Below are 24,727 nucleotides of genomic sequence, written 5' to 3' on the forward strand. Positions count from 1 at the left end.
CCTCAGGCGCCCCAGACGTCCTTCGCGGTGTCGACGACGAGGCGGATCTTCGCCCACTGCTCGTCCTCGGTGAGGCTGTTGCCCTCCTCGGTCGACGCGAACCCGCACTGCGGGCTGAGCGCGAGCTGCGCGAGCGGCGCGTACTGCGCCGCCTCGTCGATGCGGCGGCGGATGACGGCCGCATCCTCGAGCTCGCCGGTCTTGGTCGTGACCAGGCCCAGCACGACGGTCTTGTCGCCCTCGGGGAGGAAGCGCAGCGGCTCGAACCCGCCGGCGCGGTCGGAGTCGTACTCCAGGAAGTAGCCGTCGTACGCGGTGTTGCCGAGGAGCTGCTCGGCGACCGGCTCGTACCCGCCGGAGGAGATCCAGGTGGAGCGGAAGTTGCCCCGGCACACGTGGGTCGTCACGACGAGGTCGGCGGGCTTGCCCTCGAGGATGCGGTTCAGCAGCGACGAGTACCGCTCGGCGATGCCGTCGGTGTCGATGCCGCGCTCCCGGGCCTTGGCGAGTTCCTCCTCGGAACAGAGGTACGCCCACGCGGTGTCGTCGAACTGGAGGTAGCGGGCACCGGCGGCGTGGAAGGCGGCGATCGCGTCGCGGTAGGCCTGCACGAGGTCGTCGACGATCGCGTCGCGGCCGCCGTAGAAGGCGGGGTCGATGTTCTCCGGCTCGAGGCGGAAGTCGAGCACCGTCGGGGCGGGGATCGTGAACTTCACCGTCGCGCCGCTGCCGGCCGCCGCATCCTGCAGGCGCCGGAAGTGCTCGAGGAACGGGTGGGTGTCGGAGAACCCGATGGGGCCGGTGATCTTCAGCCCCCGGGGGCGGGTCTGCACGCCCTGGAACTGGATGCCGTGGTCGAGCTCGACGACCTCGACGCCGTCGAGGAAGCCGAAGAAGTCGAAATGCCACCAGGAGCGGCGGAACTCGCCGTCGGCGACGACCGGCAGCCCCGCGTCGACCTGCTTGCGGATCAGGTCGGCGATCTCGGCGTCCTCGACGGCGCGCAGGGCGTCGGCGTCGATCTCGCCGGCCGCGAACCGGGCACGCGCCTCGGCGAGCTCGGCGGGACGCAGGAAGCTGCCGACGATGTCGGCGCGGAAAGGAGGACGTTCGCTCACCGTTCCAGGGTATTCCCGCCCGGGCATTCCGCCGCATCCCCCGTCACCGAGCGAAACACCGGTCGGCGTCAGAAGACGTACTCCATGAGTTCGGTGCCGAGGGTGCGGAACGCCTCGTGCACGCGCAGCCGGTGGGTGATCGAGAGGTCGTCGAAGCCGACGAACAGCGCGTACGACACCCCGGCCCGGGGCCCGGCGAGCACCCCCGCCTCGGCCCGGATGCCGTCGGCACGCCCGGTCTTGTTCACGAACAGCAGGCCGTGCTCGTCGTCGTCGTGGCCGAACGGGTCGAGCCCGGTCGCGGACGCCACGAGCGAGAGGTCCTGCCCGAGGCTGAGCCACTCGGCGACCTGCGCGCTCACACCGGGGCTGACCGCATCCGCGTTCACGATCGCGGCGAACAGCCGCACGTACTCCCGCGCGGTGCCGACCGCGACGTGCGGTGCGTCGTCCGGGCCGCGACGGTCGCGGAAGCTGTCCATGACCGCCGACGCCTCCAGCCCCAGCGCGGCGAGGCGGGTGCGCACCGCCGGCAGCCCGACCCGGTCGAGCAGCGCGTTGGCGGCCAGCGCGTCGCCGGCGGATGCGGCGAGCACCGCGAGATCGCGCAGCGGCAGCGTCGGCACGGCGAGCTGCCGCCAGAGCCCCGACGCGGTCGCCGCCGGCAGGGTGTCGCGTTCGACGAGCTCGAACGGGTTCAGCTCGCCGGTCTCGAACCGTGCGGCGACCTCGAGCAGCACCGGCACGAGCCCGAGCCCCGCGATCGGGACGCTGAGGTGGTCGTCGCCGGCGAGCACCTGCTCGCGGGTGTCGAGGTCGTCGACCCGCACCGACACCTGGGCGCCCGCGGCGACGAGACCGTCGAGCGCCTTCCACGTGGCCGGGAAGCTGCGCCGCGCGGGCGCGTGCCGGCGCGTCTGCCGTGTGCCGCTGCGGCGTCGCCGCAGGGCGGGTTCCGTACCCCGGACGGGCTCGGACGGCGTGGCCACGATCGGTCCCTTCTGATCGAAACGGACGAGGGCACTGCGGGCGGCGCGGGTCGGCGCCGCCGGTGTCACGGGTGGGTCACCAGATGGTGACGCGCTCCTCCGGCGCGAGCCAGAGCGCGTCGCCCTCGGTGACGTCGAACGCCTCGTAGAAGGCGTCGATGTTGCGCACGATCTGGTTGCAGCGGAACTCGTTCGGCGAGTGCGGGTCGATCGTCAGCAGACGGATCGTCTCCGCATCCCGGCCCTTCTGCTGCCACACCTGCGCCCAGCTGAGCAGCAGCCGCTGGATGCCGGTGAGCCCCTCGACGACCGGGTCCTCGTCGTCGCCGAGCGAGAGCGCGTAGGCCTTCAGCGCGATGCCGAGGCCGCCGAGGTCGCCGATGTTCTCGCCGATCGTGAGCGCGCCGTTGACGTGGTGCTCCCCCCCGAGGCCCTTCGGCACGAGCACGTCGTACTGGGCGATGAGGCTCTTCGTGCGTTCCTCGAAGGCGGCGCGGTCGTCCTCGGTCCACCAGTCCCGAAGCGACCCGTCGCCGTCGAAGCGGCTGCCCTGGTCGTCGAAGCCGTGCCCGATCTCATGGCCGATGACCGCGCCGATGCCGCCGTAGTTCGCGGCGGGGTCGCGGTCGGCGTCGAAGAACGGGTACTGCAGGATCGCCGCCGGGAACACGATCTCGTTCATGAGCGGGTTGTAGTAGGCGTTGACCGTCTGCGGGGTCATGTACCACTCGTCGCGGTCGATCGGCTGCCCGACCTTGCCGAGCTGCCGGTCGTGCTCGTGCACGTGCGCGCGCCGGACGTTGCCGACCAGGTCGGTCGCGTCGACCTCGAGCCCGTCGTAGTCGCGCCACTTCACCGGGTACCCGATCTTCGGGGTGAAGGCGTCGAGCTTCGCGAGCGCACGATCGCGGGTCTCGGGGCTCATCCACTCGAGCGCGGTGATCGACCGGCGGTACGCCTCGATGACGTTGGCGACGAGCTCGTCCATCGCCTCCTTCGCCTTCGCGGGGAAGTGCCGTTCGACGTACACCTTGCCGATGGCCTCGCCGAGCGCGGCCTCGACGAGGCTGACGCCGCGCTTCCACCGCTCGCGGTTCACCGGCACACCGGTGAGCTGCGTGCCGTAGAACGAGAAGTTCTCCTCGACGAACGGGGCGGACAGGAACGCCGCGGCGGCGTGGACGACCTTGAACCGCAGCCACGCCTTCCAGTCGTCGAGGCGGTCCTCGGTGAGGACCGCGCCGAGCCCGGTGAGGAAGCTCGGCTGCGAGACGACGACCTCGGCGAACGCGTCGGGATGCTTCGGGGCCACGCCGTCGAGCCAGGGCTGCAGGTCGACGCCCACGGCCGCGACGACCTCCGCCCACGGCATGAGGTTGTAGGTGGCGACCGCGTCGCGGCTGCGGACGTTGTCCCAGTGGTGCGAGGCGAGTTCGGTCTCGAGGGCGACGATGCGGTCGGCGGCGGCCGCCGCATCCGCGACGCCGGCGAGGTCCAGGATGCGCTCGATGTGCCCGCGGTACGCGACCCGGGTCTCCTGGAAGTTCTCGAGCCGGTAGTACGACTCGTCGGGCATGGTGATGCCGGACTGCACGAAGAAGGGCACGTAGCGCTGCGGGTTGCCCGGGTCGGGCTCGACGTACAGGTCGATGATGCCGCCGACGCCCTCGCGCTCGAATTCGCCGACCGTGCGCAGCAGTGCGGGGACGCCGTCGATCGCGTCGATCCGCGCGAACTGCGCCTGCAGCGGCTCCGCACCGAGGGCCTCGATGCGGTCGGTGTCCATGAAGCTCGCGAACAGGTCGCCGATCTTGCGGGCCTCGGTGCCGGGCTCGGCCTGCTGCGACTCCTCGACGATCTCCTGCACGTGCTTCTCGGCCTGCTCGGCCAGCAGGTGGAAGGAGCCCCAGCGCGCCTTGTCCTCGGGGATCTCGGTGCGCTCGATCCAGTTGCCGTTGACGTGGCGGAACAGATCGTCCTGCGGGCGGACGGTGGTGCTCAGGTCATCGAGCGCGAGACCGGCGGAACGGGGGGATTCGGTCATGACGTCCAGGATAGGACGCCATCCTGAACCGGGACCCGACGGATGCGGATGTCGACGGAGGGGCGTAGCGTCGGGCGCAGCATCCGGTGCTCGACGAGGAGGATCCATGTCGCTGTTCCCCGACCGTTCCGGGACGGCACTGCTGGTGGTCGACGTGCAGCGCGGCGTCGTGGACGACGCGTACGAGCGGGATGCGGTGGTGTCGCGGATCGCGGCCCTCGTCGACCGTGCGCGCGCCGAGCGGGTGCCCGTCGTGTGGGTGCAGGACGACGACCTCGGCCGCGGCACCCCGGCGTGGGAGATCGTCGACGAGCTGACGCCCGTCGACGAGGAGGACCGCGTGTACAAGCGCTACGGCGACGCGTTCGAGGCGACCGACCTCGACGAGGCCCTCGCCCGGCTGGGCGTCGACCGCCTGGTGGTCGCGGGCGCCGAGACCGACGCCTGCATCCGGTCGACGATCCACGGCGCCTTCACCCGCGGGTTCGACACCGTGCTGGTGGAGGACGCGCACACCGCGACCGACAAGTCCGAGTGGGGTGCGCCGCCGGTGGCCGACGTCATCCGTCACACGAACCTGTACTGGGCCTACCACGACGGCCCCGGCCGCACCGCCGGCACCGCCACCGCCGCCGAGGTCGCCCTGCGCTGAGGCCCGCCGGGTCGTCGGCCCGTCCCGGTGTTCACAACTCAGGCAGAATCGCCTCCCAAGGCCCGATTCCGGCCGATTCGGGCAGTTCTGCCTGAGTTGTGCGCACCGCCCGCAGCCCGAACTCCTCAAAACCGGCCCCCGCAGCCGCCCGCCGGGGCCCGGACGGGGCGAATCTGAGGAGTTCGGGCGGCGGGTCGCCCTAGTCTCGAGGGCATGAGCGCGCGCACGGGCACCCTGAACCGGGAGATCCTCGCCCTCGCCGTCCCCGCGCTGGGGGCGCTCGTCGCGGAGCCGCTGTTCCTCATCGTCGACGCCGCGCTCGTCGGGCACCTGGGGGTGGTGCCGCTGGCGGCCCTCGGCATCGCGTCGGCCGTGCTGCAGACGATCGTCGGGCTCATGGTGTTCCTCGCCTACTCCACCACCCCGGCCGTCGCCAGGCGCTTCGGCGCGGGGCAGCACGGGGACGCCGTGTCGGCCGGCATCGACGGGATGTGGCTGGCACTCGGCCTCGGTGCGGTGCTGGCCACCGTCGGGTCGCTCCTCACCCCCTGGCTCGTCTCGCTGTTCGGCGCGTCGCCGGCGGTGGCCGGGCAGGCGGAGTCGTACCTGTCCATCTCGATGTGGGGACTGCCGGCGATGCTCATCGTGTTCGCCGCGACCGGGCTCCTGCGCGGGATGCAGGACACCGTCACGCCGCTGTGGATCGCCGGCGCCGGTTTCGCCGCGAACGCGCTCCTGAACGCCCTGTTCATCTACGGCCTCGGCTGGGGCATCGCCGGCTCCGCGGCGGGCACGGTCGTCGCGCAGTGGGGCATGGTCGCGGCGTACGTGCTCGTGATCGGGCGCCTCGCCCGGCGGCACGCCGCATCCCTCCGCCCGCGCGCCGACAGCGTGAGCGCGAGCGCCCGGGCCGGATGGTGGATGTTCCTGCGCACCGTGACGCTGCGCGGCGCCCTGCTCGCGACGGTCGCGGTGGCGACCTCGCTCGGCACCGACGAGCTCGCCGGCTGGCAGGTCGCGTTCACGATCTTCTCCACCGCCGCGTTCGCCCTGGACGCGCTGGCGATCGCCGCGCAGGCGCTCATCGGTCGTGGACTCGGCGCCGGTGACGAGCCGTTCGTGCGCCGGGTGCTCGGCCGCACGATGGCATGGGGCGCCTGGTTCGGCGTGCTCGTCGGGCTCGTGATCGGGCTGTGCTCGGGACTCATCGGGTTCGTGTTCACGAGCGATCCGGCGATCGCCGCGCTCGTGCAGCCGGCGCTCATCGTGCTGGCGGTGGCGCAGCCGGTGTGCGGTGTCGTGTTCGTACTGGACGGGGTGCTCATCGGCGCGGGCGACGGCAGGTACCTCGCGCTCGCGGGGGTGGCGAACCTCATCCCGTTCGCACCGGTCCTGGCGGTGCTCCTGTGGCTCGGCGTCTCGGGCGCGGCCGGCCTCGCGTGGCTCGCGGTCGCGTTCTTCGGGGTCTACATGCTGGCGCGGCTCGTGACGCTGGGCCTGCGCGTGCGCGGCTCGCGCTGGCTGCGCGCCGGGGCGTGACTCACGCCCAGCGGCGGCACCACTCGTACATGACGACGGCGGCGGCGGCCGCGGCGTTGATCGACCGGGTCGAGCCGTACTGGGTGATCTCGACGTGCCCGGATGCGGCGGCGAGCGCCTCCGCGGAGAGTCCCGGCCCCTCCTGCCCGAACAGCAGCACGCACCGCTCCGGCAGCTCGGCGCGGTCGACCGGCACGGAGCCGTCGACGTTGTCGACCGCGATGACGGGGAGCCCCTCCCCCGCCGCCCAGGCGGCGAACGCGGCCACGTCCTCGTGGTGGACGACGTGCTGGTAGCGGTCGGTGACCATGGCACCGCGCCGGTTCCACCGTCGCCGGCCGATGATGTGCACCGTGTCGGCGAGGAACGCGTTGGCGCTGCGCACGATGGACCCGATGTTCATGTCGTGCTGCCAGTTCTCGATCGCGACGTGGAACGCGTGCCGGCGCTGGTCGAGGTCTGCGACGATCGCCGCCATCCGCCAGTAGCGGTAGCGGTCGACGACGTTGCGGCGGTCGCCCTCGGCGAGCAGTTCGGGGTCGTAGTGCGGCTCGGTGGGCCACGGTCCGTCCCAGGGCCCGACGCCGTGCGCGGGGGCGGTGTCGGCGGTGTCGTCAACGTCCGGTCGCGCCGCCTCTTCCACCCGGTCAGCCTACCCGTGGCGCCCTGCGCGCCGCCGGGTAGCCTGGGCGCGTGCTCTCCACGTCCGCGGCCGTCGACGACTACCTGAAGTCGATCTACCACCACACCGAGTGGCAGGAGCGCCGCATCACGCCGTCGCAGCTGGCGACCGAGCTGGGGTTGGCGCCGTCGAGCGTGACCGAGATGGTGCAGAAGCTCGTGGCGCAGGGGCTCGTCGAGCACCGCCGGTACGGTCCGATCTCGCTCACCGCGGAGGGGCACCGTCGTGCCGCCGCGATCGTCCGCCGGCACCGGCTCATCGAGACGTGGCTCGTGCGCGAGTACGGCTACACCTGGGACGAGGTGCACGACGAGGCCGAGGTGCTCGAGCACGCGCTGAGCGACCGGCTCCTGGACCGCATCGACGAGCGGCTGGGGCACCCGCGGTTCGACCCGCACGGCGACGCGATCCCCGCCGCCGACGGCTCCACCGAGCGGGCGCCGTTCGTCCGGCTGTGCGACGCCGCCCCGGGGCACGAGGGCAGCATCCTGCGGGTGAGCGACCGCGATCCGGCGCTGCTGCGCGAGCTCGAACAGCTCGGCGTGCAGGTGGGCCGCGCGGCCGTCGTGGTGGATGCGGCGAGCCTCCGCTTCGGTCGCGACACGGTCTCGCTGCCGGTCGACGCGGCGGATGCGGTGTGGCTTTCGGCCTGATCAAGCGGTAGGTGTTGCCCGGCCGCGGCGACTAGCGTGGAGCGACCACCGGCCTTCCCCGAGGAGACAGCCTTGATGAACGATGACGGCGCGAGCGGCCTGCACGCCGTGATCCACCCCGACGGATCCGCGGTGCTCACGGTCGACGAGACCCCGCAGCGGATCGACACGACTGCCGCGGAGGACGCCCGGCGCGAGATCGTCGAGCGGGCGGCGTCGATCGCGCAGCAGGTCGGCGGCCCGGTGCCGCTCGTCGTCGAGGAGCCCGACGGGGTGTTCCCGCTCCTGGTGCACCCGGACGGAGAGGTCGAGATCACCGAGCAGCGGCAGACGTCGGATGCCGTCGACGACCGCACCGCGCCGACCGCCGAGGTCGCGCTCCCCGCGGCGACCGACGCAGCATCCGAGGACGACCGGGCGGTGTCGGGCGACGAGCCGACGGTGCTCGAAGACGACCCGACGCCGTTCGACGACGACCTGACGCCGTTCGACGACGAGCCGGCGGTGCTCGACGACGACCCGACGCCGGGAGTGGACGGCGACGTCGAAGCCCCCGACGAGGACGAGGACGAGGACGAAGGGGTCGACGACGCGCCCGCGCCCATCGCCGCGCCCGTCTTCGCCGGGCTGTCGACCCCCGAGCCCGCACCCGCGTTCGCGACGGACGACGCCGACGACCGCGCCGACGAGGGCGCCCCGGAACCGCTCACCACGACCGATGAGACGCTCGCGGAGGACGCCGAGGTCGACCCCGAGGCCGAGGACGCCGACGCCGAGCCGGCACCGGAACCCGAGCTCTCCGACCCCGAGCCGGTCGCGACACCGCGGCACGCCCGGCACGGCGCGCGGCCGTCGTTCCTCACCGCCGAACGCGCGGAGGAACCGGCGACGCAGGGGTGGCGCCGCAGCCTCGTCGCCTTGGGGCTGCCGGTCCCGCCCGGACCCGCCGAGCGCCGCGAGCGCGCCGACGTCGCCGCCGTCTCGCGGCTGTGGACGGAACCGCGCACCATCGCCGTGGTGAACGGCAAGGGCGGCTCGGGCAAGACCCCGACCTCGATCCTGCTCGCGGCCGTGTTCGCCAAGCACGGCGGCGCGGGCGTGCTCGCGTGGGACAACAACCAGACCCGCGGCACCCTGGGGTGGCGCACCGAGAAGGCCGAGCACGACGCGACCCTGCACGACCTGCTCCCCGAGACCGGCCGGCTGCTGTCGTCCGAGGCGCAGGCCGCCGACCTCGCCCGGTTCGTGCACCATCAGTCCCGCGACCGGTTCGACGTGCTGCGGTCGCAGCCGATCGCGCTCGCGGAGGAGCAGCGGATGGACTCGGGCGACGTGTCCCGCATCCACGCCGTCGCCGCGAAGTACTACCGGCTCATCATCATGGACTCCGGCAACGACGAGTCCGACCCGATGTGGCTGCGCATGATCGACCACACCGACCAGCTCGTGGTCGCCACGAGCACCCGCGGCGAGCACGCCGAGGCGGGTGCGCTGCTGCTGGAGGCGCTCGCCAAGCGCGACGAGCGCACGGCTGCGCTCGCGCACGGCGCGGTCACGATCGTGAGCCAGGCCGACCCCGGGGCCTCCGGCGACGAGCTGCGCCGCGTGGTCGACGGGTTCACCGGGCTCGCCCGCGATGTGGCGACGATCCCCTACGACCCGGCGATGATCGGCGGGCAGCTGCGGTTCGACAACCTGCGTCCGGCCACCCAGCGGGCGTGGCTCGCCGCCGGCGCGACCGTCGCCCGGGGGCTCGACCCCGCCTGACGCCGCACCCCCACGGGGTGGGCGCGGGGGTCAGCGACGCGCGGCGTCGAAGGGCCACCGCATGCGGGTGGTGTTCTCGCACTCGACCCACAGCCGCTCGGCGATGGCCGGGTCGCGGGTGACCTTCGACGGCGTGGCCTTGCGGGGGGCGCCGGTCACGATGCGCTGCGGCCCCCACATCTCGCCGCCCTCGACGCCGGGGTCGACGAGCGCGCGCACGAGCGACCACGCGCCGATCTCCTTCGACTGCGTCACCGGTCCCTGCAGGTTGTCGGCGAACCGGCCGAGCCGGCTCGGCTCGTTGACGCCCCGGATGCCGGGGGTCCGTCCGCTCGTGGAGTAGCCGGGGTGGGCGATGACGCTCTTCACCGGCACGTGCGCCTCCCGCATCCGCCGGTCGGCCTCGAGCCCGAGCGCGGTCGTCGCGATCTTCGACTGCACGTAGGCGCGCCAGCCGCTGTACCCGGTGCGCAGCTGCGGGTCGACAGGATCCTTCGCGAGGAGCGAGGTCGACATGCTGCCCAGCCACACCATCCGTCCGCGCGCCGCGGCGAGGGTCGTGAGCAGGGCGCCGCCGAGGGCGAAGTGCCCGAGGACGTTCGTCGCGAACACGAGTTCGTTGCCGTCGCGCGTGGTCTCCCGCCGCTTCGGTGCGTGCACGATCCCGGCGTTCAGGAGCAGCCCGTCGAGCCTGCCGCGCTGGCGCACGGTGGCCGCGGCCGCCCGCACGGAGCCCAGGTTGCTCGTGTCGAGCAGGAGCGTGTCGACCGTGCCCGAGCTCCGCGGATTGTCCGCCGCGCGGCCGAGCACGGCGGCGCGGGCGGTGGCGAGGCGGTTGGGGTTCCGCCCCGTCATGACCACGGTCGCGCCGGCGCCGTACAGCTGCTCCGAGGCGAAGAAGCCGAGGCCGGCGTTCGACCCGGTCACGAGGAAGGTGCGACCGGTCAGATCGGGGAGGTGGCGCGGATCCCAGTCCGCCGCACGCGGGCTCACGCGACGAGCCTAGCCCCGCCGGCGGACCCCTCCGCACGCCGCCGTGCACAGCTGCGGAGTTCGCACCGGACACGCCGGCCACCCCGCATCCGTCGTCGGCGTGTCGCCCCTCATCTCCGCAGTTGTGCACGGTCGGACGGGCGGATGCTGCGGGGCAAGGCGGGCGGATGCGGCGGCGACGGGCGGACGGATGCGGGGACGGGGCGGGCGGATGCTGCGGGGCAAGGCCCGTCGCGGCGTCGCCCCTCGCCCTAGGCTGTGGACATGCGGACGCGTGCGGACATCGAGTGCTGGCTCACCGACATGGACGGTGTGCTCGTGCACGAGAACCGGCCGATCCCCGGTGCCGCCGAGCTGCTCGCGCAGTGGCGCGACACCGGCACCCCGTTCCTCGTGCTGACGAACAACCCGATCTTCACCCCGCGCGACCTCAGCGCCCGGCTGGCGCGGTCCGGGCTCGACGTGCCGGAGGAGCGGATCTGGACCTCGGCCCTCGCGACCGCTGAGTTCCTGTCCTCGCAGATGCCCGGCGCATCCGCCTTCGTCATCGGCGAGGCGGGGCTCACCACGGCGCTCCACGAGGCCGGCATCCTCATGACCGAGACGCAGCCCGACTACGTCGTCGTCGGCGAGACCCGCCAGTACTCGTTCGAGGCGATCACGCAGGCCATCCGGTTCATCAACGACGGCGCGCGGTTCATCGTGACGAACCCCGACGCCACCGGCCCCACCCCGTACGGTGTCGTCCCGGCGACCGGGTCGTTCGCGGCGATGATCACCCACGCCACCGGGAAGAGTCCGTACGTGGTCGGCAAGCCGAACCCGATGATGTTCCGTTCCGCGCTCAACCGCATCGGCGCGCACTCCGAGAACACCGGCATGATCGGCGACCGCATGGACACCGACGTGGTCGCCGGCATCGAGGCGGGCCTGCACACCGTGCTCGTGATGACCGGGATCAGCGATCCCGCCGAGATCGAGCGGTACCCGTTCCGGCCGGACGAGGTGGTCGACTCGGCGGCCGACCTCGTGGCGGCGGAGCCCATGGAGACGGAGCTCCCCGAGCTCGACACGACGCAGGGGCTGTGATGGGGGCCCTCGACGACGGCGAGCGCGTCGAGGTGCCGGATGCGGCCGCCTGGCGGTCGTGGCTCGAGGTGAACCACGCCACCTCCCGCGGTGCGTGGCTCGTGCGGGCCCGGCCCGGCTCGGGACTCGAGCTCGTCGACTATGAGGACGCCATCCTGCAGGCGCTGTGCTTCGGGTGGATCGACGGGCCGACCCGCACCTTCGACGAGCTGCGCGGCGGACTCTGGTTCTCGCCGCGGCGTCCCGCGAGCGGGTGGGCCGCGACGAACAAGGCCCGCGTCGAGCGGCTGGCCGCAGCGGGGCTCCTGACCGAGGCGGGCGTCCGGGCGATCGAGGTCGCGAAGGCGAACGGCTCGTGGACCGTGCTCGACAACGCCGAGGCGCTGCGCGAGCCCGACGACCTCGCGGCCGCGCTGGACGCGGTGCCCGGGGCCCGCGCCGCGTGGGACGGCTTCCCGCCGTCGGCGCGGAAGCTCGGCATCACGAACGTCGACACCGCACGCCGGCCCGAGACGCGCGCGGCGCGCATCGCGAAGCTCGTGGCGGATGCGGCGGAGGGGCGCCGACCGTGAACGTCGACACGACGCCCCTCCTCGTCGTCGCGCTCGTCATCGGGCTGGGCTCGCTCGGCGTGGTGGTCTGGCAGGCGGTCCGGTACTTCCGGAACGACCGCGACGACGACTGAGCCGGGTCAGCTCCAGGTGTAGCCGATCGAGTAGCCCCACTTCTTCTTGGCGTCGAGGTAGCCGCAGCTCGTACCGAACTTGATGATCGCGCCGTTCTTGACGAGGTTGTTCATGCTCCGCTTCTCGGCCGTCTGGCAGGCGGACTTCGTGGTGTATCCGTGGGAGCTGAGGGTGTTGGCGCCGCTGGCGGCGGATGCGGCGGTGGGGACGGCGAGCACGCCACCCGCGGCGAGCGCGAGGGCGGCGGCGGTTGCGGCGAAACGGCGGCGACGTGCCATGGGGGACTCCTCAGTGAAGACGGACGGTTCCCCTCCACCTTCCCGCGCCGTGCGCGGCCGCATCCGGTTATCAACAGCCCGCCACCGCATCCGGATCAGGTGATTCGGCGAACACAGGCCGTTTCGGCGCCAGAACTCCCTGATCCCGCCGAATCACCTGATCTCGGCGAAGCGTGCGGGGACGCCCGGCCCGAGGGATGCGGCGGTCCGCTGCCGCATCCGCAACAGCCCGCCACCGCATCCGGATCAGGTGATTCGGCGAACGCAGGCCGTTTCGGCGGCAGAACTCCCTGATCCCGCCGAATCACCTGATCCGGGCGACGGATGCGGCGGGCACGGCCGGCGACGCGGCGACGGATGCGGCGCGGCGGGGCCTACTGCGGGGCGAGGCCGAGGTCGTCGAGGTCGATCGCGGCGAGCCACTGCAGGCCCTCGGCCTCGACGGCGGCCTGCGCACCGGTCTTGCGGTCGACGATCACGGCGACGGCGACGGGCTCCGCACCCTCGCGGCGAAGCGCCTCGACCGCCTTGAGCGCCGACTGGCCGGTGGTGGAGGTGTCCTCGACGACGACGACGCGCTTGCCGGCGACGTCGGCGCCCTCGATCTGGCGGCCGCGGCCGTGGTCCTTGGGCTCCTTGCGCACGACGAACGCGTCGAGCGGGGTGCCGGCGTGCACCGACTCGTGCATGACGGCGTTCGCGATCGGGTCGGCGCCGAGGGTCAGTCCGCCGACGGCGACGACGCCGTCCACGTCGCGGATGAGGTCGAGCATGATGCGGCCGATCGCGGGCGCCGCTCGGTGGTCGAGGGTGAGCTTGCGCATGTCCACGTAGTAGCTCGCGCGCTTGCCGCTGGAGAGCGTGAAGTCGCCGTGGAACACCGCCTCGTCCTTGATGAGGCCGATGAGGGCCTGACGGTCGGATTCGAGCTCGGGCGTGGATGCGGTCGTCACCCCTCGAGTCTACGGACATCGTGTTTCGTGAAGAATCGCGGAATCTTCGCTTTCGAATGCGCGCAACATGACCGATTCCGCACATCCGCCGCGCTAGGTTCCTCTGGACCGTTCAGTCCGGCGTGCACTGCCGCACGCCCCAGCAAGGAGGCCGCATGACGCTCATCGGCATCGTCGCCGAGCAGGCGGGCGAGAACCGGGTGTCCGCCACGCCGACCACCGTCGCGAAGATCCTCGCCCTCGGGTACGAGGTCGCCGTCGAGACCGGCGCGGGGGCCGCGTCGTCGTTCCCCGACGACGCGTACGCCGCGGTGGGCGCCCGGATCGTCGACACGGATGCGGCGTGGGCCGCCGACCTGGTGCTCGCCGTGAACGCGCCCGACGACGCGGCGATCGCGCGGCTGCGGCCCGGCGCGATCGTGCTCGGCCTGCTGACCCCGGCGCTCCGGCCGGAGCTGCTGGCGAAGCTCGCCGACCGCGGGGTGACCGCGCTCGCGATGGACGCGGTGCCGCGCATCTCGCGCGCGCAGTCCATGGACGTGCTCAGCTCGATGTCGAACATCTCCGGCTACCGCGCGGTCGTGGAGGCTGCGAACGAGTTCGGCCGGTTCTTCACCGGTCAGGTGACCGCGGCCGGCAAGATCCCGCCGGCGAAGGTGCTCGTCGCGGGAGCCGGCGTCGCGGGGCTCGCCGCGATCGGCGCGGCCTCGAGCCTCGGGGCCATCGTGCGGGCGACCGACCCGCGCCCCGAGGTCGCCGACCAGGTGCGCTCGATCGGCGGCGAGTACCTCGCGGTCGAGGTCGACGAGGTCATGGAGTCCTCCGACGGGTACGCGAAGGCGACGAGCGAGGCGTACGACCGGCGGGCGGCCGAGATCTACACCGAGCAGGCGCAGGACGTCGACATCGTCATCACCACGGCCCTCATCCCCGGCCGGCCGGCGCCGCGGCTGCTCACCGCATCCGATGTCGCCCTGATGAAGCCGGGGAGCGTCATCGTCGACATGGCGGCCGGGCAGGGCGGCAACGTCGAGGGCTCGGTCGCCGGGCAGCGCGTCGTCACCGCGAACGGCGTGGTCATCCTCGGCTACACCGACCTCGCCGGGCGCCTGCCCACGCAGGCGTCGCAGCTGTACGGCACCAACGTGGTGAACCTGCTGCAGCTGCTCACCCCCGGGAAGGACGGGGCGCTCACCCTCGACTTCGACGACATCGTGCAGCGCTCGGTGACGGTCGTCCGCGACGGCGAGGTGACCTGGCCGCCACCGCCGGTGCAGGTGTCCGCGGCGCCCGCGGCGAAACCCGCATCCGAACCCGTCCCGGTCGCGGAGAAGAAGCGCCTGTCGCCGGGCGCGAAGCTCGGGCTCATCGCGCTCGGCATCGCCGCCCTGTTCGCGGTGTGCGCGGTCGCCCCGGCGCCGCTGCCGCAGCACTTTCTCGTGCTCGTGCTGTCGGTCGTCATCGGCTTCTACGTCATCGGCCACGTCGCGCACGCGCTGCACACGCCGCTCATGAGCGTGACGAACGCGATCAGCGGCATCATCGTCGTCGGCGCGATCGTGCAGATCACGTCCGGGTCGCTCCTGGTGCAGATCCTCGCCGCGGTCGCGGTGCTGCTGGCCTCCATCAACGTCTTCGGCGGGTTCGCCGTCACCCGGCGGATGCTCGCCATGTTCCAGAAGGGCGACCGCCGATGAGCGCCGAGATGATCAGCGCGTCCGCCGCCGTCGCGGGCGCCGCATACATCGTGGCGGCCCTGCTGTTCGTGCTGAGCCTCGCCGGCCTCAGCAAGCACGAGACCGCCCGCCGCGGCGTCGGGTTCGGCGTCGCGGGCATGACGATCGCTCTGCTCGCGACCGTATGGGGCACCGTCACCCAGGCGTGGGGCGCGGACTCCGCGACCCTCGGGCTCGTGCTGCTGCTCGTGGCCGTTGTCGTCGGCGCGGCCATCGGCCTCTGGCGCGCGCGCTCGGTCGAGATGACCGGGATGCCGGAACTCATCGCCCTGTTCCACTCGTTCGTGGGACTCGCCGCCGTGCTCGTCGGCTGGAACGGCGCGCTCGACGACGGGGGCCTCCACGGGGCGCTGCGCGACATCCACCACGGCGAGGTGTTCATCGGCGTCTTCATCGGCGGCGTCACCTTCACCGGCTCGATCGTGGCGTACCTGAAGCTGTCGGCGAAGATCTCGTCGAAACCCCTCATGCTGCCCGGCAAGAACGTGCTGAACGTCGGCGCGCTCGTCGTCTTCCTCGCCCTCACGGTCTGGTACGTCATCACCCCCGAGCTGTGGCTGCTCATCGTCGTGACCGTGCTCGCGCTGCTGCTGGGCTGGCACCTCGTCGCCTCGATCGGCGGCGGCGACATGCCCGTGGTCGTCTCGATGCTCAACAGCTACTCCGGCTGGGCGGCTGCCGCCGCGGGCTTCCTGCTGAACAATGACCTGCTCATTGTCACCGGCGCGCTCGTCGGCTCCTCCGGTGCGTACCTGTCGTACGTCATGTGCAAGGCGATGAACCGCTCCTTCATCTCCGTCATCGCGGGCGGCTTCGGCATCGAGGCACCCCGCACCGACGGCGAGGAGGAGACCGGCGAGCACCGGGAGACGGATGCGGCGCAGGTCGCCGAGCTCCTCGCGAACGCGTCGAGCGTCGTCATCACGCCCGGCTACGGCATGGCCGTCGCCCAGGCCCAGTACCCGGTCGCCGAGCTCGCCTCGACGCTGCGTTCGCGCGGCGTCGACGTGCGGTTCGGCATCCACCCGGTCGCCGGCCGCCTCCCTGGGCACATGAACGTGCTGCTGGCCGAGGCGAAGGTGCCGTACGACATCGTGCTCGAGATGGACGAGGTGAACGACGACCTCGCCGAGACCGACGTGGTGCTGGTGATCGGCGCGAACGACACCGTGAATCCGGCCGCCGCGGAGGACCCGGGCAGCCCCATCGCCGGGATGCCGGTGCTGCGGGTGTGGGAGGCGCGCGACGTCGTGGTGTTCAAGCGGTCGATGGCATCCGGGTACGCCGGCGTGCAGAACCCGCTGTTCTTCCGCGACAACGCGCAGATGCTGTTCGGCGACGCGAAGGAACGGGTGGAGGACATCCTCCGCGCGCTGTGAGGCCGGGCGGGCGTCGGTGACAGACTGAGCAGATGAGCATCGGGTCGAAGACGACGCCCGCCCCGGCCAGGCGCGGCCGTCCCGGGTACGACCGCGAGGGTGTCCTCGCCGTCGCCGTGCAGCTGTTCAACGAACAGGGGTACGACGCGACGAGCGTGTCCGACCTCGCGCAGCGGCTCGGGCTGACGAAGTCCGCGCTCTACCACCACTTCAGTTCGAAGGAGGAGCTGCTGCAGGTGGCGCTCGACGCCGCGCTGGGCGGACTCGAGGCCGTGCTGGCCGAGGCGGAGGCGGTGGAGGGGCCTGCGATCGACCGGCTCCGCGCCGTCATCCGCGGCGCGGCCGACGTGCTCGTCGACCAGCTCCCCGCCGTGACGCTGCTGCTGCGGGTGCGCGGCAACAGCCCGGTCGAGCTCGCCGCGCTCGAGCGCCGGCGGCTGTTCGACCAGCAGGTCACCCGCCTCGTCGCCGAGGCGCAGCAGGGCGGCGACGTGCGCGACGACGTCGACGCCTCGGTCGTCGCGCGCCTCATCTTCGGCATGATCAACTCGGTCGTCGAGTGGTACCGCCCCGGCGGCCCGGTGGACGGCGCCCGGCTCGGCCACGACATCCTCACGGTCGCGCTCGACGGGCTGCGCCCGCCCGCCTCCTGACGCGGTCCGGCCCGGCACCGCCGGAGCGGGACCGGGCCGGATGCGGCGCGCGGCTCAGGCGTGCAGGTCGATGTTCATCGGGTCCTTGATGAGCGAGACGCCGATGAGGGACACGACCGCGGCGATCGCGATGTAGAGCCCGATCGTCCACGACATGCCGGTGGCGTTCATGAGCGCCTCGGCGATCATCGGCGCGAAGGCGCCGCCGAGGATCGCGCCGAGCGCGTACCCGATCGAGACGCCGGAGTAGCGCACGTTCGCGGGGAACATCTCCGCGTACAGCGCGGCCTGCGGGCCGTACGAGAGGCCGAGCCCGAACGTCATGACGAACAGCGCGACGAAGTACCAGCCGATCTCGGCGGTGTCGATGAGGAACCACATCGGGACGGCCCAGACGGCGAGGAACAGGTAGCCGATCTGGAACGTGCGCACCCGGCCGATCCGGTCGGAGATCCGCCCGCCCCAGAGGGTGAAGCCGAGCCACCCGAACGAGGCCAGGGTGGTGGCCAGCAGCACGGTGGGCCGGTCCATGCCGAGTGCGGTGACCGCGTAGGTCGCGAAGAACGCGATGAGCAGGTAGCCGGCGGCGTTGTTGGCGATGAACACGACCGCGGTGAGCACGACCTCGCGCCAGTTCTTGCGGAACAGCCGGCGCAGCGGCGCCGAGGACTCCTTGCGGCGGCGCAGCAGGTCGGCGAAGACCGGGCTCTCCTCCACGGCGCGACGGATCACGTAGCCGATGGCGATGAGCACGATCGAGAACAGGAACGGGATGCGCCAGCCCCACTCCAGGAACGCCTCGGGCGACATCGACGAGGTGAGGATCCACAGGGTCGCGGTCGCGAGGATCATGCCGACCGGCACCCCGATCTGCGGGAACGCGCCGAAGAAGCCGCGGCGGCCCTTGGGCGCGTGCTCGACCGACATGAGCGCCGCGCCGCCCCATTCGCCGCCCGCCGAGAAGCCCTGCAGGATGCGGAGCACGATGAGCAGCACGGGCGCCGCGATGCCGATCGCGGCGTAGGTGGGCAGGACGCCGATGAGCGAGGTGGACGCGCCCATCATGATGAGCGTGAGCACCAGCATCCGCTTGCGGCCGAGCCGGTCGCCGAGGTACCCCGCGACGACCGCGCCGAGCGGGCGGAAGAGGAACGAGATGCCGATCGTCGCGAACGACAGCACCTGCGCGAGTCCGGCGTTGGACTCGGCGAGCGGCGCGAGGAAGAGCGGCGCGAGCACGAGCCCGGCGGCCTGTGCGTAGATGAAGAAGTCGTACCACTCGATCGAGGTGCCGACGAGGGTGCCGGCGAGGACCTTGCGTTCCTCCCGCGTGACGGTGCCGGTGCGTTCGGATGCCTGGGTGGGTGACGCCATGGGGTGAACTCCGTTGTTCGAGGCGGTCTCGGCCGGGGGAATTCCTGACCGATCGGTGAGGAAACCTCAACATAGCGGACAGCGCTGACCGCCGGGAAGAGGCCCTGTGGACGGCTCAGCCGGGTCGCACGAGCAGGTTCGAGATGCGCCCCGTCGCGAGCAGCGCACCGGCCTCGTCCTCGATCCGGATGTCGTAGGTGGCGATCCGCCGGCCGCGGTGGAGGGCGGTCGCCGTGCCGGTGATGACACCCTCGCGCGCGCCGCGGTGGTGCGTGATGTTGAGGTCAACGCCGACGCAGACCATCCCGAGGGTGCTCGCGTGCACCATCGCCGCCCACGACCCGATCGCCTCGGCGAGCGCGGCGCTCGCCCCGCCGTGCAGCCTGCCGAGCGACTGCGTGTTGCCGGCGACGGGCATCGTCGCGACGACCCGGTCGGGCGACTGCTCCCGCACCTCGATGCCGAGCTTCACGTCGAGCGCGCCCGGCTCGATCCGCCACTGTCCGTCGGTCATCCGCACTCCGTCCACAGGTCGCCGGTGCGGCCTTGTCGGGGCCGCGTCGGTCTGACACTATTACTGAACGATCGGTCTGCAAAGATGCACGGCCGCACTCCCCGGTGCGATGACGCAGAGGAAGGACACCGATGTCCGAGGCTTCACGGCACGCGGCGACGGCGACGTCGCTGCGGATCGAGCGCGGCGCCGACCGGGTGGTCGCGACCCTCGACCGCCCCGAGGTGCGCAACGCCATCGACCAGGCGCTCGTCGACGAGCTGCACGCGCTGTGCGCGGAGCTGGAGGCCGAGCCTCGCACGCTCATCCTCACCGGCGCGCACGGCGTCTTCGCCTCCGGCGCCGACATCGCCCAGCTCCGGGACCGCCGCGCGGCCGACGCCCGCGCCGGCATCAACACGACGGTCTTCCGCCGCATCCACGACCTGCCCATGCCGGTCATCGCCGCGGTCGACGGCTACGCCCTGGGCGGCGGCGCGGAGCTCGCCTACGCCGCCGACCTGCGGATCGGCACGCCGGCGCTCCGGATCGGCAACCCGGAGACCGGGCTCGGCATCATCGCGGCGGCCGGGGCGACCTGGCGTCTCCCGGCGATCGTGGGCGAGGCACGGGCCGCGGAGCTCCTGCTCACCGGCCGCGTGCTCGACGGCGAGGAGGCCCTCGCCTGGGGCCTCGTGAGCGCGCTCCACCCCGCGGACGAGTTGCTGCCGGCCGCCCACGCCCTCGCCGGCCGCATCGCCCGCAACGACGCGCTCGCCACGCAGTACACGAAGCGCGCCCTCGCCGCCCCCGCTGCGGCCCACCCCGCCCTCGACCTCGAGCTCCAGGCCGAACTGTTCGACCGCCCCGAGAAGCACGCGCGCATGAGCGCGTTCCTGGAACGGCGGGCCCGATGAGCGTGCCCGCGAAGGTCGGCGTACTCGGCGGCGGCCGCATGGGCGCCGGGATCGCCCACGCCTTCGTCCTGGCAGGCGCCGAGGTGACGGTCGTCGAGCGCGACGAGGCGGCGGCGGATGCGGCGGCGGACCGCGTGCGGGCGAACCTCGCCCGGTCCCTCGAGCGCGGCACGGCGGCCCGGCCGCTCGACGAGCTCACGAACGCCGTCCGATGCGGCACCGACACGGCCTGGTTCGCGGACGCGGGCCTCGTGATCGAGGCGGTGCCGGAGGACCGCGCGCTGAAGACCGAGGCGCTGCGGCGCGCCGAGGCCGCGATGCCCGCGCACGGCGTGCTCGCCTCGAACACCTCCTCCATCTCGATCGACGCCCTCGCCGGTGCGCTCACCCGGCCCGGACGCTTCGTGGGGCTGCACTTCTTCAACCCGGTGCCGGCGTCCGCGCTGGTGGAGGTGGTCGTGGGGGCCGCGACCGAGCGCGACGTCACGACGGCCGCGACCGGGTGGGTGGACGCGCTCGGCAAGCGCGCGGTCGTGGTGCGGGACGCACCGGGCTTCGCCTCCAGCCGGCTCGGGGTGGCCCTGGCCATGGAGGCGATCCGGATGCTCGAGGAGGGCGTCGCCTCGGCCGCCGACATCGACGCCGCCATGGAGCTCGGGTACCGGCATCCCGTGGGGCCGCTGCGCACCACCGACCTCGTCGGCCTCGACGTGCGCCTCGGGATCGCCGAGGAGCTCCACCGCGAACTCGGCGAGCGCTTCGCGCCGCCCCGGCTGCTGCGCGACCTCGTCGCGCAGGGCCACCTCGGTCGCAAGAGCGGCCGCGGCTTCTACGAATGGAGTGAGGGATGAACCGGATGCTGCCGAGCCACCTGCAGGGCCGATGGTGGACGCCCGACGACGAGACCGGCGCGACCCCCGTGCACGACGCGTCGACCGGTGAGGTCGTCACGCTCGTGAGCGCTCGCGGCGCGGACCTCGACGGCGCGCTGTCGTACGCGCGGACGGTCGGGCAGGCGAGCCTCGGCGAGCTGACCTTCCACCGGCGCGCCCTGCTGCTCAAACGCTTCGCGACCGTGCTGAGCGAGCACAAGGAGGAGCTCTACGAGCTGTCGAAGCGCGCCGGCGCCACGGTGCGGGACTCGATGATCGACGTCGACGGCGGCATCGGGGTGCTCTTCGCCTACGGGTCGAAGGGCCGGCGCGAGCTGCCGAACGCCCGCATGGTGCTGGACGGCCCGGCGGAGTCGCTGTCGAAGGACGGCTCGTTCCTCGGCCGTCACGTCTACACGCGTCTCCCGGGCGTCGCGGTGCAGATCAACGCGTTCAACTTCCCCGTCTGGGGCGCGCTGGAGAAGTTCGCCCCCGCCTTCCTCGCCGGGGTCCCCACCCTCGTGAAACCGGCGACCCCCACGGCGTACGTGGCCGAGGCATGGGTGCGGATCCTCGTCGACGCGGGGGTGCTCCCCGACGGCTCGCTGCAGCTGCTGAGCGGGAGCGCCGCCGGGCTCCTCGACGCCCTGCGACTCGGCGACCTGGTGGGCTTCACCGGCAGCGCCTCGACCGCCGACCGGCTCCGCGAACACCCCCGCATCCGCTCGGGCGAGGTGCGGTTCACCGCCGAGACCGACTCGATCAACGCCTCCGTCCTCGGCCCGGACGCCGCTCCCGGCACCCCCGAGTTCGACGCGTACGTGAAGCAGCTGCTCGTCGAACTCACCGCGAAGGCCGGGCAGAAGTGCACGGCCATCCGGCGCGCCATCGTACCCGCCGAGCGCGTGGACGACGTCGTCGACGCGCTCCGTGCGAAGCTCGACGAACGCGTCGTGATCGGCGACCCGCGCGCCGAGACCGTCACGATGGGCCCGCTCGTCTCGCGCGACCAGCGCAACGACGTGCTGCGCCAGGTGCGGCGGCTGCTGGACGCGGGCGGCGAGCTGCGGATCGGCGGGCTCGACGCCCCCGAGGTCGTCCGCGCCGACGGGTCCGTGGGGCCTGCGGGCGACGGCGCCTTCGTCGCCCCGACGGTGCTGACGTTCGCGGATGCGGCGACCCCCGCGGTGCACGAGCTCGAGGCGTTCGGGCCGGTCGCCAGCATCCTGCCGTACCGCTCGGTCGTCGAGGCGGCGGAGCTCGTGAACCGCGGCGGCGGGTCGCTCGTGACGAGCGTCGCGACCCACGACCCCGAGGTCGCGGCGCTGCTGCTGGAACGGATCGGCGCCGCGAACGGGCGGGTGCTCCTCCTCGACCGCGACGACGCCCGCACCTCCACCGGCCACGGCTCCCCCGTGCCGCACCTCGTGCACGGCGGGCCGGGCCGGGCGGGCGGCGGCGAGGAGCTCGGCGGTATCCGTGCCGTGCTGCACCACATGCAGCGCACGGCCGTGCAGGGCAGCCCCGCGATGCTCACCGCGCTCACGGGCGTCTGGCACGCCGGCGCACCCGCGTCGGACGACGGCCGGCACCCGTTCCGCAAGTCGCTCCGGGAACTGCGGATCGGCGACCGGATCGAGTCCGCCTCGCGCACGGTGACCCTGGAGGACATCGAGACGTTCGCGCACTTCACCGGCGACACGTTCTACGCCCACATGGACGAGGCCGCCGCGGCCGCGAACCCGTTCTTCCCGGGCCGCGTCGCGCACGGCTACCTGCTCGTGTCGTGGGCGGCGGGTCTGTTCGTCGACCCCGACCCGGGCCCCGTGCTCGCCAACTACGGCCTCGAGGATCTCCGGTTCCTCACCCCGGTCTCCCCCGGCGACGAGATCCGGGTGACCCTCACGGCGAAGCAGATCACGCCGCGCGAGACCGACGACTACGGCGAGGTGCGCTGGGACGCGGTCATCCGCAACCAGCGTGACGAGCCGGTCGCGACCTACGACGTGCTCACCCTCGTCGCGAAGGATGCCGAACCGGCGGATGCGGCGGCCGGCCGCCGCGAGGAGGTGGCGGCGCGATGACCGACGCGACCCTGCGGCCGATGATGCAGCGCGACCGGGCCTCCGCGGCGCTCGGGTTCACCGTCGAGCGCGACGAGCCCGGCCACGCCGTGGTGTCGATGACGGTCCGCGAGGACATGACGAACGGCTTCGGCATCACGCACGGCGGCATGGTGTTCGCCCTCGCCGACACCGCGTTCGCGATCGCCTGCAACGAGGACGAGCGGGTGACGGTCGCCGCCGGCGCCGACATCACCTTCCTGCAGCCCACCGTGCCCGGGCAGGTGCTCACCGCCTCGGCCCTGCGCCGCACCGTGCGCGGCCGCACCGGCGTGTACGACGTCACCGTCACCGACGAGCACGGCGAGCCGGTCGCGGAGTTCCGCGGCCGCTCCTTCACCACCGACCGCACCGCCTGACCCCCGGGAGCATCCATGTCGAAGACGACCACCGCGACCCGCCCGCGCACCGCAGAACCGGACCCCGCCGTCATCGGTCGCGCCGAGCTGGAGCGCCTGCAGCTCGAACGCCTGCAGTGGACCGTGCGCCACGCGTACGAGCAGGTCCCCCTCTACCGGCGGAAGTTCGACGAGGCGGGCGTCGGGCCGGACGACATCCGGAGCCTCGCGGACGTGCGCCGGCTCCCCTTCACGACGAAGGAGGACCTCCGGCAGTCGTACCCGTTCGGCATGTTCGCGGTGCCGATGGCCGACGTCCGCCGCGTGCACGCGTCGTCCGGCACCACCGGCCGCCCCACCGTCGTCGGCTACACCGAGGGCGATCTCGACCGGTGGGGCGCGCTCGTCGCGCGGTCGCTGTCGGCGGCGGGCGTGCGGGCGGGCATGAAGGTGCACAACGCGTACGGGTACGGCCTGTTCACCGGCGGGCTCGGCGCGCACGGCGGCATCGAACGGCTCGGCGCCACCGTCATCCCGATGTCGGGCGGGCAGACCGCCCGGCAGGTGCAGCTCATCCGCGACTTCGAGCCCGACGCGATCATGTGCACGCCGAGCTACCTGCTCACGATCGCCGACGCGATGGCGGATGCCGGGATCGACCCGGCCGGCACGTCGCTGCGGGTCGCGATCCTCGGCGCGGAGCCGTGGACGAACCGGATGCGGACGGAGATCGAACGGCGGCTCGGGCTCGACGCGGTCGACATCTACGGGCTCAGCGAGGTCATGGGGCCGGGCGTCGCGAGCGAGAGCGTGCTCACGAAGGACGGCCCGCACGTCTGGGAGGACCACTTCCTCCCGGAGACGATCGACGGCGAGAGCGGGGCGCCGCTGCCCGACGGCGAGCTCGGCGAGCTCGTGTTCACCTCGCTCACGAAGGAGGCGTTCCCGGTCATCCGCTACCGCACCCGCGACCTCACCCGGCTCCTGCCCGGCACCGCGTACCCGGCGATGCGGCGGATCGAGAAGATCACCGGACGCAACGACGACATGATCATCCTCCGCGGCGTGAACCTCTTCCCGACGCAGATCGAGGAGCTCGTGATGGGCATCGAGACCCTCACGCCCCACTTCGTGCTGGAGCTGCGCCGCGAGGGGCACCTGGACTGCATGACCGTGCGGATCGAACGCGCCCCGCACCTGGACCGTGCGACCTGCGAGGCGGCGGCGGTCGTGCTCGCCGAGCGCATCAAGACGCACATCGGCACCTCGGTCGAGGTCGCGGTGGAGGAGCCCGGGACGCTGCCGCGCAGCGAGGGCAAGTACAAGCGGGTCTACGACCACCGCTGATCCACCCGCCGGGGTTGCCCCCGTGGCATCCCCGGCCTACCATTACTGAACG

General features: G+C 72.6%; 23 protein-coding genes. 14 read left to right on the forward strand and 9 right to left on the reverse strand.

Translation table 11 applies throughout. The features are described 5' to 3' along the window. Nucleotides 1-2: 2 nt before the first annotated feature. The 3 genes from ACWAUO_RS03690 to ACWAUO_RS03700 all read right to left on the reverse strand — a co-directional run bounded on the left by ACWAUO_RS03690 (nucleotide 3) and on the right by ACWAUO_RS03700 (nucleotide 4,151). On the reverse strand, nucleotides 3-1,118 hold the full coding sequence (locus ACWAUO_RS03690) for a 5-methyltetrahydropteroyltriglutamate--homocysteine S-methyltransferase (RefSeq protein ID WP_460773152.1): 1,116 nt from the start codon (nucleotides 1,116-1,118) through the stop codon (nucleotides 3-5). A 68-nt stretch (nucleotides 1,119-1,186) separates the two neighbouring features. Then, nucleotides 1,187-2,107, reverse strand: coding sequence for a serine hydrolase (locus ACWAUO_RS03695; RefSeq protein WP_460773154.1), 921 nt, complete (start codon nucleotides 2,105-2,107; stop codon nucleotides 1,187-1,189). 76 nt (nucleotides 2,108-2,183) lie between these two features. After that, nucleotides 2,184-4,151, reverse strand: coding sequence for a M13 family metallopeptidase (locus ACWAUO_RS03700; RefSeq protein WP_460773156.1), 1,968 nt, complete (start codon nucleotides 4,149-4,151; stop codon nucleotides 2,184-2,186). Nucleotides 4,152-4,257: 106 nt separating this feature from the next. Here ACWAUO_RS03700 and ACWAUO_RS03705 point away from each other — a divergent pair, with 106 nt between their 5' ends. Continuing rightward, complete coding sequence (locus tag ACWAUO_RS03705; protein WP_460773158.1) at nucleotides 4,258-4,803, forward strand: isochorismatase family protein; 546 nt, start codon at nucleotides 4,258-4,260, stop codon at nucleotides 4,801-4,803. A gap of 213 nt (nucleotides 4,804-5,016) precedes the next feature. Then, nucleotides 5,017-6,342: an MATE family efflux transporter gene (locus ACWAUO_RS03710; protein ID WP_460773160.1), complete on the forward strand. Its 1,326-nt coding sequence runs from the start codon at nucleotides 5,017-5,019 to the stop codon at nucleotides 6,340-6,342. A gap of 1 nt (nucleotide 6,343) precedes the next feature. On the opposite strand, the gene ACWAUO_RS03715 is transcribed toward ACWAUO_RS03710, so the two are convergent. Then, nucleotides 6,344-6,985, reverse strand: coding sequence for a TrmH family RNA methyltransferase (locus ACWAUO_RS03715; protein ID WP_460773162.1), 642 nt, complete (start codon nucleotides 6,983-6,985; stop codon nucleotides 6,344-6,346). 50 nt (nucleotides 6,986-7,035) lie between these two features. Here ACWAUO_RS03715 and ACWAUO_RS03720 point away from each other — a divergent pair, with 50 nt between their 5' ends. Both ACWAUO_RS03720 and ACWAUO_RS03725 read left to right on the forward strand, forming a co-directional pair. Next, entirely contained in the window at nucleotides 7,036-7,677 is a 642-nt protein-coding gene (locus ACWAUO_RS03720; RefSeq protein ID WP_460773164.1) for a metal-dependent transcriptional regulator, read from the forward strand. 75 nt (nucleotides 7,678-7,752) lie between these two features. Then, entirely contained in the window at nucleotides 7,753-9,444 is a 1,692-nt protein-coding gene (locus ACWAUO_RS03725) for a MinD/ParA family ATP-binding protein (protein ID WP_460773165.1), read from the forward strand. 30 nt (nucleotides 9,445-9,474) lie between these two features. Here ACWAUO_RS03725 and ACWAUO_RS03730 read toward each other — a convergent pair whose 3' ends face one another. Continuing rightward, nucleotides 9,475-10,437 carry an SDR family NAD(P)-dependent oxidoreductase gene (locus tag ACWAUO_RS03730; protein ID WP_460773167.1) on the reverse strand — a complete coding sequence of 321 codons (963 nt, stop codon included), beginning with the start codon at nucleotides 10,435-10,437 and terminating at the stop codon, nucleotides 9,475-9,477. A 264-nt stretch (nucleotides 10,438-10,701) separates the two neighbouring features. Between ACWAUO_RS03730 and ACWAUO_RS03735 the strand changes: the two genes are divergently transcribed. After that, a complete protein-coding gene (locus tag ACWAUO_RS03735; RefSeq protein ID WP_460773168.1) occupies nucleotides 10,702-11,526 on the forward strand; it encodes an HAD-IIA family hydrolase in 825 nt (274 codons plus the stop codon). Then, on the forward strand, nucleotides 11,526-12,098 hold the full coding sequence (locus ACWAUO_RS03740; RefSeq protein ID WP_460773170.1) for a YdeI/OmpD-associated family protein: 573 nt from the start codon (nucleotides 11,526-11,528) through the stop codon (nucleotides 12,096-12,098). The genes ACWAUO_RS03735 and ACWAUO_RS03740 overlap by 1 nt, the downstream gene beginning before the upstream one ends. A 119-nt stretch (nucleotides 12,099-12,217) precedes the next feature. On the opposite strand, the gene ACWAUO_RS03745 is transcribed toward ACWAUO_RS03740, so the two are convergent. Both ACWAUO_RS03745 and pyrE read right to left on the reverse strand, forming a co-directional pair. Next, nucleotides 12,218-12,490 (reverse strand): hypothetical protein, encoded by a 273-nt coding sequence (locus tag ACWAUO_RS03745; RefSeq protein WP_460773171.1) that lies wholly within the window; start codon nucleotides 12,488-12,490, stop codon nucleotides 12,218-12,220. A 374-nt stretch (nucleotides 12,491-12,864) separates the two neighbouring features. Next, nucleotides 12,865-13,443 carry an orotate phosphoribosyltransferase gene (gene pyrE / locus ACWAUO_RS03750; RefSeq protein ID WP_460773173.1) on the reverse strand — a complete coding sequence of 193 codons (579 nt, stop codon included), beginning with the start codon at nucleotides 13,441-13,443 and terminating at the stop codon, nucleotides 12,865-12,867. A gap of 155 nt (nucleotides 13,444-13,598) precedes the next feature. Between pyrE and ACWAUO_RS03755 the strand changes: the two genes are divergently transcribed. The 3 genes from ACWAUO_RS03755 to ACWAUO_RS03765 are packed head-to-tail and all read left to right on the forward strand — an operon-like array spanning nucleotide 13,599 to nucleotide 17,211. After that, nucleotides 13,599-15,140, forward strand: a complete 1,542-nt coding sequence (locus ACWAUO_RS03755) for a Re/Si-specific NAD(P)(+) transhydrogenase subunit alpha (RefSeq protein WP_460773175.1) — start codon at nucleotides 13,599-13,601, stop codon at nucleotides 15,138-15,140. Continuing rightward, nucleotides 15,137-16,558, forward strand: coding sequence for a Re/Si-specific NAD(P)(+) transhydrogenase subunit beta (gene pntB / locus ACWAUO_RS03760; protein ID WP_460773176.1), 1,422 nt, complete (start codon nucleotides 15,137-15,139; stop codon nucleotides 16,556-16,558). Before ACWAUO_RS03755 ends, pntB begins: the two co-directional genes overlap by 4 nt. 32 nt (nucleotides 16,559-16,590) lie before the next feature. Beyond that, entirely contained in the window at nucleotides 16,591-17,211 is a 621-nt protein-coding gene (locus ACWAUO_RS03765) for a TetR/AcrR family transcriptional regulator (protein ID WP_460773177.1), read from the forward strand. 54 nt (nucleotides 17,212-17,265) lie between these two features. Here ACWAUO_RS03765 and ACWAUO_RS03770 read toward each other — a convergent pair whose 3' ends face one another. Both ACWAUO_RS03770 and ACWAUO_RS03775 read right to left on the reverse strand, forming a co-directional pair. After that, entirely contained in the window at nucleotides 17,266-18,585 is a 1,320-nt protein-coding gene (locus tag ACWAUO_RS03770; protein WP_460773179.1) for an MFS transporter, read from the reverse strand. A 115-nt stretch (nucleotides 18,586-18,700) separates the two neighbouring features. Then, nucleotides 18,701-19,099: a PaaI family thioesterase gene (locus tag ACWAUO_RS03775; protein WP_460773180.1), complete on the reverse strand. Its 399-nt coding sequence runs from the start codon at nucleotides 19,097-19,099 to the stop codon at nucleotides 18,701-18,703. 131 nt (nucleotides 19,100-19,230) lie between these two features. Here ACWAUO_RS03775 and ACWAUO_RS03780 point away from each other — a divergent pair, with 131 nt between their 5' ends. From ACWAUO_RS03780 to paaK, 5 genes are read left to right on the forward strand one after another with little or no spacing between them, the layout of a single operon-like run. After that, entirely contained in the window at nucleotides 19,231-19,995 is a 765-nt protein-coding gene (locus tag ACWAUO_RS03780; RefSeq protein ID WP_460773182.1) for an enoyl-CoA hydratase/isomerase family protein, read from the forward strand. Next, entirely contained in the window at nucleotides 19,992-20,846 is an 855-nt protein-coding gene (locus ACWAUO_RS03785; RefSeq protein WP_460773183.1) for a 3-hydroxyacyl-CoA dehydrogenase family protein, read from the forward strand. The genes ACWAUO_RS03780 and ACWAUO_RS03785 overlap by 4 nt, the downstream gene beginning before the upstream one ends. After that, on the forward strand, nucleotides 20,843-22,951 hold the full coding sequence (gene paaZ, locus ACWAUO_RS03790; RefSeq protein WP_460773185.1) for a phenylacetic acid degradation bifunctional protein PaaZ: 2,109 nt from the start codon (nucleotides 20,843-20,845) through the stop codon (nucleotides 22,949-22,951). Before ACWAUO_RS03785 ends, paaZ begins: the two co-directional genes overlap by 4 nt. Further along, nucleotides 22,948-23,349, forward strand: a complete 402-nt coding sequence (paaI, locus tag ACWAUO_RS03795) for a hydroxyphenylacetyl-CoA thioesterase PaaI (RefSeq protein WP_460773187.1) — start codon at nucleotides 22,948-22,950, stop codon at nucleotides 23,347-23,349. Before paaZ ends, paaI begins: the two co-directional genes overlap by 4 nt. Nucleotides 23,350-23,364: 15 nt before the next feature. After that, nucleotides 23,365-24,675 carry a phenylacetate--CoA ligase PaaK gene (paaK, locus tag ACWAUO_RS03800; RefSeq protein ID WP_460773189.1) on the forward strand — a complete coding sequence of 437 codons (1,311 nt, stop codon included), beginning with the start codon at nucleotides 23,365-23,367 and terminating at the stop codon, nucleotides 24,673-24,675. Nucleotides 24,676-24,727: the final 52 nt, after the last annotated feature.

Source organism: Microbacterium sp. GXF7504, assembly GCF_054798235.1.

Coding starts and splice junctions, on each gene's coding strand:
- ACWAUO_RS03700 (WP_460773156.1), bottom strand. CDS start 4,151: ATGACCGAATCCCCCCGTTCCGCCGGTCTCGCGCTCGATGACCTGAGC.
- ACWAUO_RS03705 (WP_460773158.1), top strand. CDS start 4,258: ATGTCGCTGTTCCCCGACCGTTCCGGGACGGCACTGCTGGTGGTCGAC.
- ACWAUO_RS03710 (WP_460773160.1), top strand. CDS start 5,017: ATGAGCGCGCGCACGGGCACCCTGAACCGGGAGATCCTCGCCCTCGCC.
- ACWAUO_RS03725 (WP_460773165.1), top strand. CDS start 7,753: ATGAACGATGACGGCGCGAGCGGCCTGCACGCCGTGATCCACCCCGAC.
- ACWAUO_RS03735 (WP_460773168.1), top strand. CDS start 10,702: ATGCGGACGCGTGCGGACATCGAGTGCTGGCTCACCGACATGGACGGT.
- ACWAUO_RS03740 (WP_460773170.1), top strand. CDS start 11,526: ATGGGGGCCCTCGACGACGGCGAGCGCGTCGAGGTGCCGGATGCGGCC.
- ACWAUO_RS03745 (WP_460773171.1), bottom strand. CDS start 12,490: ATGGCACGTCGCCGCCGTTTCGCCGCAACCGCCGCCGCCCTCGCGCTC.
- ACWAUO_RS03755 (WP_460773175.1), top strand. CDS start 13,599: ATGACGCTCATCGGCATCGTCGCCGAGCAGGCGGGCGAGAACCGGGTG.
- pntB (WP_460773176.1), top strand. CDS start 15,137: ATGAGCGCCGAGATGATCAGCGCGTCCGCCGCCGTCGCGGGCGCCGCA.
- ACWAUO_RS03765 (WP_460773177.1), top strand. CDS start 16,591: ATGAGCATCGGGTCGAAGACGACGCCCGCCCCGGCCAGGCGCGGCCGT.
- ACWAUO_RS03770 (WP_460773179.1), bottom strand. CDS start 18,585: ATGGCGTCACCCACCCAGGCATCCGAACGCACCGGCACCGTCACGCGG.
- ACWAUO_RS03775 (WP_460773180.1), bottom strand. CDS start 19,099: ATGACCGACGGACAGTGGCGGATCGAGCCGGGCGCGCTCGACGTGAAG.
- ACWAUO_RS03780 (WP_460773182.1), top strand. CDS start 19,231: ATGTCCGAGGCTTCACGGCACGCGGCGACGGCGACGTCGCTGCGGATC.
- ACWAUO_RS03785 (WP_460773183.1), top strand. CDS start 19,992: ATGAGCGTGCCCGCGAAGGTCGGCGTACTCGGCGGCGGCCGCATGGGC.
- paaZ (WP_460773185.1), top strand. CDS start 20,843: ATGAACCGGATGCTGCCGAGCCACCTGCAGGGCCGATGGTGGACGCCC.
- paaI (WP_460773187.1), top strand. CDS start 22,948: ATGACCGACGCGACCCTGCGGCCGATGATGCAGCGCGACCGGGCCTCC.
- paaK (WP_460773189.1), top strand. CDS start 23,365: ATGTCGAAGACGACCACCGCGACCCGCCCGCGCACCGCAGAACCGGAC.